Consider the following 9,756-nt stretch of genomic DNA (forward strand, 5'->3'; position numbering starts at 1 on the left):
GGGCGGATGGCTCGCTGCCGGATTTCATGTATAGTATATATAAGTAGATAGAGCTGGACCATAAAACTGTATGAGAAGGGAAGGATGGACTATGCTGCTATGGGGGCTAATTATTGTTTTAGCATGTATCATTATTTATCTTTTTCTGCCAGGCGGACCTGCTTGGAATAGCTATTTGGCGGATGTTGGCGATTCTTTTCAACAGGAAAAAAATTCTGAGAAGCCGGAGCTGATCACTGAAGAAGCGATCGCTCAGCTGCCGCAGCAATTAAAGAAATACTTCAAGAAGAATGGCTATCTCGATCGACCGTTGATGCACAATATGCATATTCGTTTTGGAAACACCAAATTTCGAATGGCTCCAGATAAAGAACCGGTTTCGATTGATTTTTGCCAAGTCAACTTTGTTTATCGGCCGGATCGCTTTGCCTTTTTAAAGGCTCGGATGTTTGGTTTGCCAGTCCAGGTTAGAGACAGTGTGAAGGATGGCCGTGGAGCGATGATCGGGCGAATCGCCAAGCATATTCAATTGTTTCACTCGACTGGACCTGAGATGGATCAGGGTCAGCTGATTACGGCTCTGGCGGATGCGGTGTTTATGCCGAGCTTGTTTTTACAGGATTATGTAGTTTGGCGAACACTTGATGATCGAAGGATTGAAGGGACGATTACGTGGAATGGCGTGAGTGCGAAAGGGCGTTTCACATTTGATGACTCTGGGGATATCGTTCGTTTTGATACCGAAGATCGCTACATGGATGAAAACGGAAAGGGAACCTCATTAGTTCCTTGGTTCGTTCTTTATGAAAATTACGAAAGCGACGGTGATTATCGCAGGCCCGGATGTGTCAGTGTGAACTGGCAGCTGCCTCAGGGCGTAGATGATTACTTCGTCAGTGATCAAATCAAGGTCAGCTATTCAGTTGACCTCGCCGCGATCAAATAAAAAAGACAGCTGCGGCTGTCTTTTTCGCTTACAGCTCGTTTCATGAACGAAGCTGAACAACATTGTGAAACTTTTTAGTGTCCTTTGTGCTTTTCACGCTTCTTCGTCTGTCGTTGCTGAAAACGTTCCTCAGCATATGCAGCTTTTCGTTGTCGCCTTTGCGCTTTGCTCGCTGTTTTTGCTTGCTCGCGTAATTCGCTGATAGCAAGCTGTGCCTTGGTAGAAACTGCCGGCTGGCGTTTTTCGCGATTGATTAGACGCTGCATCCGCTTAGGATTCATTTTCTTTTCAGACTTTGGCGCAGCGACGACTGTACCGGACTGCTCCAACAAACAGGGCAAACGTTTAAAAATAAACTCAAAGACATCCCCATCCTTTGGCTCAGCACCAAAAACATGTCGGATCACTTGGTAATGGCCATCGGTTTCAGCTTCCACCAAGCCACACCAAAAACTGCCATCGAAGTAAATCGTCAACTTCATGACGACACCTCCCTTAAATAAATTTCAAGCAAGGGACAACCCAGGGAGGGCAGGTTACTGACATTTTCATGCGGCGGACTACCAACCGCCATGTGTTTTTATGCTCATCATTAGTGTACTAGGTTTGGTGGAAAAATTATAGAGTGGATTTAAATTTATAGTAATGACGCATGGTAATATAGTTAAAAAATGAAAAAAAGTATAATGAAATTATTTTAGTGATATAATATACAAAAAAATTAGGGGGGAACTGTTGGCAGCTTTTGTATTATTCTTTGTTAAAAAAATTCTTCTAGGATTGATACTTGAAGGTGGGTTAACAATATATTGTCTAAAAAAGAGGCGGAGGGGCTTTTGGTTTTTAGCTACATATTTTATTGTGATTCATTGCTTACTAGTCATTTTTCCAATATCTTTCTATTTGATCTATTTGAGTGATTATTTATTAGTTTCTATTCTATTTTTTAAGTATTCAAATTTATCAGAAGTGGCTAGAAACGTTTTAATCTTTATAGATATTTTTCTATTTTTATGGCTATCTGTGTATGCACTGTTTGCTCCGATGGTGTCAATGACTTATCAGTTTAATAATTTTAAAGAGAATGGAGAAGAATATGTAGTTGTTCAAACAGTTTCTGAATATAGGCAATTTGCGCAGGAAAATACAACAGCGACAGGTTATATCTATAAAAATAATTCTCTTTCTCCTAGTACCATAGTTCAGCATAGCTCACCTACAACGGGGGAGTACGCGATCATACCTTCAATACCGGAGAATAAAAGTGAGCTAGAATACTATCTTAAGACTGGACAGAAGAAATAAAAAATAACCGTTTAATTGTGAAATAATGGCTAAATAACTTGATTGAGAAAATCAACCATTGTTGAATCCTGCTAAAATTAGTCGTTTGGGCGAATTTTTTATCCGAAAATGAACGTTTATTTGATATAATTCATTTATATCGGAATCGATAATTATTTAAAAATAATTAGTTGTTGATTTTATTATTATAGGAGGACAAAGGATGGAAAAGAAACGGTATAAAATGTACAAAAAGGGGAAAATTTGGGTAGTAGCTCCGATCGTTTTTCTAGGAGTCGTTGGTTTAGCATCAGATAAAACGGTCGTCCATGCGGATGAGACCGAAGCAGCACAAGTTCAGCAGGTGAGTGAAGAACTTCAACCATCATCAAGTGATCCAGCTGTCGAGTTGAAAACGACGGAGGCTGTTGAGGAAAATGAGCCGGACTCAAATGTAGCTGACAATGCTGATGCAAAAAATGGTGAGCAATCCACGGAAGCTGTCACAGAGGAATCGCAAACAGAAGCCACAGTTGAGACGCAGCGACCAGAAACTACAACAAGCTCCGAAAGCGCAGCAACCACTTCGAAGGAAAAGGTTGATGTTCAAGCAAGTACACCAGCAGAAAAGCAGACAACTGCTTCTTCAACAAAAGCAACAACGCAATCTTCGGCTGCTGCCAGAGCCTCCGTTACAGCGAAAGCAGCTAAAATTGCCATATATCGCGTTTACAATCCAAATTCAGGCGAGCATCTGCACACGATGAACGCTGGAGAACGGGACTATCTCGTTCGCCTTGGTTGGCGCAACGAAGGCATCAGCATGTACGTAGATGGGACAGGAAATCAATTGTACCGCCTATATAATCCGAATTCAGGTGAGCATTTTTACACATTGAATGCCAAAGAGCGAGACAATCTGAAAAAACATGGCTGGCGTTATGAAGGAATTGCCTGGAAAACCCCGAAGACAGGACAGGCGATGTATCGGGTGTTCAACCCAAATGCACGAGGAGCAGGCTCCCATCATTATACGATGCTGGTTAGTGAACGGAATGATCTAGTCAAAAGAGGCTGGCGCAATGAAGGGATCGCTTGGTATACCGCCGGCGGGTCACAAACAGTCGCTTCATATATTTTGCTAAATGCGCCATTTATCAATCAATATAGTGCCGGCTTCCCAATGGGATGTGAAGCAGCCTCGCTCTTACAAGCGCTGCAGCAAAAAGGCTATGCAAAAAACTACAATTTGAAGAGCTTTATCAAGGAAATGCCGATGTCGCCCAATAATAATCCCAATAACGGTTTTTCCGGCAAACCGGATAAAGTAGTCTCAAACATTTACCATTCTATTTATGCAAAACCGCTAGCTAATTGGGGAAATAAATACGCGAAGGCAGCAGATATTTCTGGAGTATCTGTAGAGACGCTGAAGGACGAATTGCGTAAAGGCAATCCTGTCGTGGTTTATGTGACTGGAGACTATGCGGCTCCTCGGTACGGGAAATATTGGTGGGGAACAGGGATCGACAATGCCCATGTTGTAACATTAGATGGATTTAACCAAAATAATAATACGTATCATATCTCTGATCCAGCGAAAGGGAAGTATTGGGTCTCTGCTAGTAAATTTGAAGCTAGCTACAATCTGAGAAAATCTGCGGTGGTAGTGAGATAGGAAAACACAAATAATACTAAAAAAGCTCTCCTTGATAGACGAAGCGGTTGATAGCCGTTTGGTGGTCTATTGAGGGGCTTTTTTTTGTTGGAAAATTAAAGGAATGGCTAATTAGGAGTTTTGCTCCTTTTTATGAGGATGAGTTGAAATGTTCGAAAAGCATAGATCGATTTGACATTTCATTCATGTGTCTTTACTCTAAGGAGGAAGAGTTTAGTAAACAGTAAATAGGTAGGTGTAATTGATATGGCCAGTATTAGAGATATAGCAAAATTAGCTGGGGTTTCAGCTGCAAGTGTTTCCAGAATATTAAACAATGATGAAACATTTAGTATTAATGAGAATACCCGTAAGCGTGTAATTGAAATTGCGACCAGCTTGAATTACTCGAAAAATCAAAATAGAAAAAATCGCGACGTGGGAGATAAAAACACCATTGCACTCATTACACGACATCAAGCGGATAATGAGAAAAGCGATCCATACTTTATGTTTATTCGAAAAGGGGTAGAGTCAGAGGCTAAAAAATGGCGTTTAAAAACCTTTCGAGCTTTTTCTATGCGTGACAAAGAAAAGGATATTTTTCAGCTGAGCAAGTATGGCGCCGTAGTGGTCATTGGCGAGATGACTTTGGAGGCACTCGAAGAAATTCGAAAGATCAATTCTAATATCGTTTTGATCGATTCTTACTCTGAATATGCTGGTTTTGATTGCGTCCAGACAGATTTTGCACAAAAGACCCATGACATACTGGATCTGTTAAAAAGTAAAGGACATGAGAATATCGCATTCATTGGCGGGCTGGGAAGCAAGGTAGACATACATGGAGAAGTCGTTTACTACAAGGAAGAAATTCGATCAGAAAATTATCGGCAGTGGATGGTTTTGAATCATTTAGATAACTACACCACGGTGTTGCAAGGGGAGTGGTCCCCTGGGGCGGGACTAGAGTTAGGAACCCAAATAATGAATATGAACCCTAGACCTACAGCCATTGTAGTGGCCAGTGATCCAATGGCTGTGGGCGTTTATAAAGCGGTGATCAATGCTGGCTTGTCCATTCCAGAAGACATTTCGATTATTAGTTTTGACGACATCGAGATGGCTCAATACATGACGCCCTCATTATCCACTGTTCGATTAAATTCTGAAGAAGTAGGCAAGATCGGGGTAGAATTAGTAAGAGGAAAATTACTGAATGTCAGAGCGATGCCTGTTCGCGTCGTTTGCTCCAGCGAGCTGATTCTGCGTGACTCTGTAAATGACATTAAGAATGAAGAAGTTTGATATTGTTTCAAACTTTTTTTATTTTACGGCTTGTGTAAACGTTAACTAAACAATTATACTGAAAACAGTAAACGTTTGCAAAAAAATTAAGGAGTGTTTTAAATGAAGTTTTTAGACAAAATGGCTGAAAAAATAGTTCCCATAGCACAAATCATTGCTGACAATAAGTTTTTACTAAGTCTGCGTGACGGATTCATGGTGGCATTTCCTGCGACTATGTTCGCTTCGATCATGATCATTATTCAAAATTTTCCAACGACCTTTGGCTTTGCTGACAAATTACCAGAAGGGGTAAATGTGTTCCTAAACGACTTTTTTGGCCCAGTAGGCAACGCCACGATGAGTGTCGGGACCCTCTTCATTGTTTTTGGTATCGGCTATCAGCTAGCTGATAAATTTGGACAGCCAAAATTATTTGCGGGAGCCATTTCCTTGTCCTCTTTTCTAATGCTGCTGCCCTTCAGCAATCAAGACAAACTGGGTACGGTCATTCCAATCTCTAAATTGGGTGCAGAAGGGATGTTTGTCGGTATCGTTACCGCAATGATCGCAACGATCATCTACTCAAAAATCAGCGCTGCTGGTATCACGATCAAAATGCCGGACTCTGTACCGCCGATGATTGCTCAATCCTTCGTCGCGATCATTCCAGGAGCAGTTCCCTTGTTTATTTTCAATATTATTCGCTATCTATTTACTTTTACTAAGTGGGGAAATGCAGTTGATTTTGTTTATCAGATTCTTCAACAGCCGTTAATGGGACTCGGTGGGACTTTACCTGCGGTGTTGATCGCTGTCTTCTGTATGCAGTTTTTCTGGTGGTTTGGGATCCATGGAACTTTGGTCGTGAACGCTGTAATCGATCCAATCATGAATGCTTTAGCGATTGAAAACTATGAAGCCTATAAGGCGGGAGCTACTGAGCTTCCTCATATTATCAATACAACATTTATGGGCGTCTTTGTGAATCAAGGTCTGCAGCTAGGCATTTCCATTACTATGGCCTTCTTTATTGCCCGCTCTATTAGAATGAAAAAGCTGATGAAGACAATCATCGCTCCTTCGATATTTAATGTATCTGAACCGATGACTTTTGGTTTGCCGATCGTGATGAATCCGATCGCATTCATTCCATGGATATTGGCGCCCTTAGCCTCTACAACTATTTCCTATCTCGCTATTTACGTGGGGCTTGTTCCGCGGCCGATTGGTGCCACAGTGGTATGGACAACGCCAGTCTTTCTTTCCGGTTGGATAGGTACAGGGTCAATCGCCGGTGCTATTTTACAGGTGGTAACCTTAGCGGTAATGGTTCTTATTTGGGTACCGTTTCTAGTTGTGATGGACAGAGAATATCTGAAAGAAGAAAAAGAGCAACTATCTGTTGAATAAATAAGAGCTGATTGAGAGTTTCGTCAATTAGTTGAGAAAGGGCACGAGCAATGAGAGTAGATACACTGAGTTACAACTATCAAATGAACGCGAATATAAAAAAAGTACATGAGGTCATTTTTAAGGAGCAGGAACAATATTTTCATTCAAATGGTTTTTTAGGAGAAGCCTTCACTGAAGGGGCGGAAATCACGCGAACGATGCCGTCAAAGCTTGGAACAACGAATATTCCCGCCTCAATTCAACTTTCGAAGCTCAGTGAAAACGAAATTGAATTGACTACTACCTATATTAAGGGCGTAATTGTTCAGCGATACGTGCTTAATGAGCTGTCCTATTCTAAAACGCAAGTGATTTATTCCGAGAAAAATTTATTTCATCAGCTGAGAAACCAGTATAGTTTCTTTTTTCTGGCAGTGGCCTATAAATTCTTTTATAACAGAGGAATAAAAAAACGAATGGCTTATTTAGAGAGTCAATGTAATGAAAAAGCGGGGGATGTCCAGTGATCGAGGTTCTAAATAAAGAGATGTTTTATCTCTATAATGAAAAAATCAGTTATGTGATCCATATTCTTCCCAACGGCCATTTAGGACATGCTTACTTTGGAAAAAAGCTTGGAACGATCACCAGTGAAGACGTCCGTTATCTGACATCAACAGAAAGCAAATCAGCAGGGACAGTCAAATTCAGTCAAACGATTCCTAATTTCAGCCTGCATGATCAGTATCAAGAAGTTCCCATTTACGGGACCTCTGATTTCAAAGACGGAACGTTAAAGGTGGCTGAAGGCGATGACAGTCTATATTTAGATTTTCAGTATATTTCTCATACTATTAAAAAGGAGAAGCCGAGAAATTTAGCGGTTCCTGCTTCTTTTGCAGAGGATGGACAGGTGGAAAGCATTACCTTTTGCTTAGAGGATCCATTTAATCAATTGAGATTAGAGGTTACGTATTCTTTGTTTAAAAATCGCGGGACTATCGCTCGCGGTCAAAAGCTGACAAATTTAGGGGAAAAGAAACGAAAGCTTCTGCGTTTTTTAAGTGGTGCGTTGGATATGAAAAATCAAAACTTTGAGTTTTTACATCTTTCAGGTGCATGGCTGAAGGAAAGGCATATAAAGCGCCATTCGTTGACTCAAGGAACAGTCAGCGTTGGTTCCTTAAAAGGAGCGTCCAGTCACCAGCACAACCCCTTCGTAGCTTTGCTGCCGAAGGGTTCTGATAATCAACAGGGAGAGGTCTATGCTGCGAATCTTATCTATTCTGGCAATTTTTTGGCTCAGACCGAGGTAGATGAATGGAATAATCTCCGCATGATGCTGGGGATTCATCCAGAGTGTTTTTCTTGGGAGTTAGAGCAGAATGCCACCTTCGAAACACCAGAAATGCTTTTGCACTATACGAGTGAAGGTCTCAACGGATTAATGGCTGAAACAAGTGCGTTTGCCGAGAAGCATGTCATTCATCCAAAGTGGTATCGCCGGAACAGACCAGTCGTTTTAAATAATTGGGAGGCCACTTATTTTGATTTTGACCATAAAAAGCTGCTGGCTTTGGCTATGGAAGGCAAGAAAATCGGCATAGATTGTTTTGTTTTGGATGATGGCTGGTTTGGTCAACGGGATAATGATCGAGTCTCGCTTGGTGACTGGTTTGAAGATCCTAGAAAATTTCCCAAGGGGATCGCTGCTTTTGGCAAAGACATTCATGAGCTGGGCCTGCAGTTTGGTCTTTGGTTTGAACCGGAGATGGTTTCTCCGACGAGTGAATTGTATACCAAACATCCAGAGTGGGTAGTGAGACATACAGATTCTTCGCGGATAGCGATTGGTCGCGGACAGTATGTGCTTGATTTTTCTAATCCGGCAGTTGTTGAGAATATCTATGAGCAAATGAAAAAGATTATTTCGTCGACTGATTTGGATTACATCAAATGGGACATGAATCGAAATATCACACAAGCCTATTCTGCGTATCTGGCAGACAATCAAGTGAATCAGACTGAATTTTTTCATCGCTATATCTTAGGGGTTTATCGTTTATACGAAAAGATTTTATCTGATTTTCCAGATATTTTGATCGAAGGCTGTGCAGGCGGAGGCGGGCGATATGATTTAGGGATTCTTTTTTATAGTCCACAGATTTGGCCGAGTGATGACAGCGATCCGATCGAGCGTCTAGCCATCCAATCAGGAACGCTATTGGGCTACCCATTGTCTTCGTTTAGCAACCATGTTTCAGCTGCGCCTAATCATCAGGTACGGCGCCAAACATCGCTAGAAATGCGAACGAATGTAGCAATGTTTGGACCATTAGGCTATGAGCTGAATTTGTTTGAGCTCTCTAAAAACGAATTAGAGCAAATAAAAACAGATATTTTGTTCTATAAAAAATACCAATCACTTTTAACCTTTGGCAGATTCTATCAGTTAACGGAAGTTATTGATCAGCCAAATGAATATGGCTGGGCAGTTTTTGACGAAGAGAGCAGAGAGGGACTCGTTTGTTTCTTTCGAATTCTAACAGAAGCAAACAGCAGCAACCGAGAATTCATCAAGGTGCCTTTTGTCCGGGAAAATAAACGCTACAGCCTCAATGGAGAAAATATATCTGGAAATATTTTGAAAAAAATAGGGATTCGAAAACCGTATCAGTTTAATAGTGTCAATGGGGAGATCGCACAAGTGGCGGGGGACTACCAGTCATTTGTTTATGAATTGCAAGAATTGTAGGCAGCGGTTCTGAGGAAAAGTGCCTGTTCAGTGATAGTGGAAAAGCCCATTCAATAATTTTAACCTTCGTGATTACTTTCATGAAGGTTAAAATTATGGCCTTTGCCTGGTTTTTATCTGATTTTTTAAGTATGACTGATTTTTTATAAATAAAAGTATAGACATTTGGTAGTTCAGTATATATAATATAGACAAACTATATTAAGTCAAGCGTAATATGAAAATTTTGAATAACATAGTTTGGATGTGGTTTGAAGGCATGACAAAGAAACCCTAGGCAAAGGGAATTTTTGAAAAGATCAGTTAATAATCATTTTCTGCTCCTCATAGGGTTTATTGTCTTTCAGTAGTTGATAAATGATCCGTACCAGTTTTCTTACGACATGGCTAATAGCGACATTATAGTGTTTTCCTTCTGCTAGTTTTTTCTGG

At 40.8% G+C, this 9,756-nt stretch carries 8 protein-coding genes and 1 pseudogene; 7 read left to right on the forward strand and 2 right to left on the reverse strand.

From position 1 onward, the window contains the following. Nucleotides 1-91: 91 nt before the first annotated feature. Nucleotides 92-946, forward strand: a complete 855-nt coding sequence (locus JZO85_RS10540; protein ID WP_207108487.1) for a DUF6544 family protein — start codon at nucleotides 92-94, stop codon at nucleotides 944-946. A 74-nt stretch (nucleotides 947-1,020) separates the two neighbouring features. Here JZO85_RS10540 and JZO85_RS10545 read toward each other — a convergent pair whose 3' ends face one another. Then, nucleotides 1,021-1,428 (reverse strand): YjdF family protein, encoded by a 408-nt coding sequence (locus tag JZO85_RS10545; RefSeq protein WP_207108488.1) that lies wholly within the window; start codon nucleotides 1,426-1,428, stop codon nucleotides 1,021-1,023. A gap of 253 nt (nucleotides 1,429-1,681) precedes the next feature. On the opposite strand from JZO85_RS10545, the gene JZO85_RS10550 reads away from it, so the two are divergent. The 6 genes from JZO85_RS10550 to JZO85_RS10575 all read left to right on the forward strand — a co-directional run bounded on the left by JZO85_RS10550 (nucleotide 1,682) and on the right by JZO85_RS10575 (nucleotide 9,324). Further along, entirely contained in the window at nucleotides 1,682-2,251 is a 570-nt protein-coding gene (locus JZO85_RS10550; RefSeq protein ID WP_207108489.1) for a hypothetical protein, read from the forward strand. A 202-nt stretch (nucleotides 2,252-2,453) separates the two neighbouring features. Further along, nucleotides 2,454-3,908 carry a C39 family peptidase gene (locus JZO85_RS10555; RefSeq protein ID WP_242550322.1) on the forward strand — a complete coding sequence of 485 codons (1,455 nt, stop codon included), beginning with the start codon at nucleotides 2,454-2,456 and terminating at the stop codon, nucleotides 3,906-3,908. Between the two features lie 246 nt (nucleotides 3,909-4,154). After that, the gene (locus JZO85_RS10560) at nucleotides 4,155-5,195 is read left to right on the forward strand and encodes a LacI family DNA-binding transcriptional regulator (RefSeq protein ID WP_207108490.1); all 1,041 of its coding nucleotides are present in this window, start codon (nucleotides 4,155-4,157) and stop codon (nucleotides 5,193-5,195) included. Between the two features lie 102 nt (nucleotides 5,196-5,297). Next, nucleotides 5,298-6,587, forward strand: a complete 1,290-nt coding sequence (locus JZO85_RS10565) for a PTS sugar transporter subunit IIC (RefSeq protein WP_207108491.1) — start codon at nucleotides 5,298-5,300, stop codon at nucleotides 6,585-6,587. A gap of 50 nt (nucleotides 6,588-6,637) precedes the next feature. After that, complete coding sequence (locus JZO85_RS10570) at nucleotides 6,638-7,096, forward strand: hypothetical protein (protein ID WP_207108492.1); 459 nt, start codon at nucleotides 6,638-6,640, stop codon at nucleotides 7,094-7,096. After that, the gene (locus JZO85_RS10575) at nucleotides 7,093-9,324 is read left to right on the forward strand and encodes an alpha-galactosidase (RefSeq protein ID WP_207108493.1); all 2,232 of its coding nucleotides are present in this window, start codon (nucleotides 7,093-7,095) and stop codon (nucleotides 9,322-9,324) included. Before JZO85_RS10570 ends, JZO85_RS10575 begins: the two co-directional genes overlap by 4 nt. Before the next feature lie 299 nt (nucleotides 9,325-9,623). Here the strand turns inward: JZO85_RS10575 and JZO85_RS23145 are convergent. Further along, a pseudogene (locus JZO85_RS23145) lies at nucleotides 9,624-9,756 on the reverse strand (IS110 family transposase); the annotation flags it as partial.

Source organism: Candidatus Enterococcus murrayae (genome assembly GCF_017315985.1).
Lineage (GTDB): Bacteria > Bacillota > Bacilli > Lactobacillales > Enterococcaceae > Enterococcus_A > Enterococcus_A murrayae.

Coding starts and splice junctions, on each gene's coding strand:
- JZO85_RS10570 (WP_207108492.1), top strand. CDS start 6,638: ATGAGAGTAGATACACTGAGTTACAACTATCAAATGAACGCGAATATA.
- JZO85_RS10560 (WP_207108490.1), top strand. CDS start 4,155: ATGGCCAGTATTAGAGATATAGCAAAATTAGCTGGGGTTTCAGCTGCA.
- JZO85_RS10565 (WP_207108491.1), top strand. CDS start 5,298: ATGAAGTTTTTAGACAAAATGGCTGAAAAAATAGTTCCCATAGCACAA.
- JZO85_RS10555 (WP_242550322.1), top strand. CDS start 2,454: ATGGAAAAGAAACGGTATAAAATGTACAAAAAGGGGAAAATTTGGGTA.
- JZO85_RS10545 (WP_207108488.1), bottom strand. CDS start 1,428: ATGAAGTTGACGATTTACTTCGATGGCAGTTTTTGGTGTGGCTTGGTG.
- JZO85_RS10540 (WP_207108487.1), top strand. CDS start 92: ATGCTGCTATGGGGGCTAATTATTGTTTTAGCATGTATCATTATTTAT.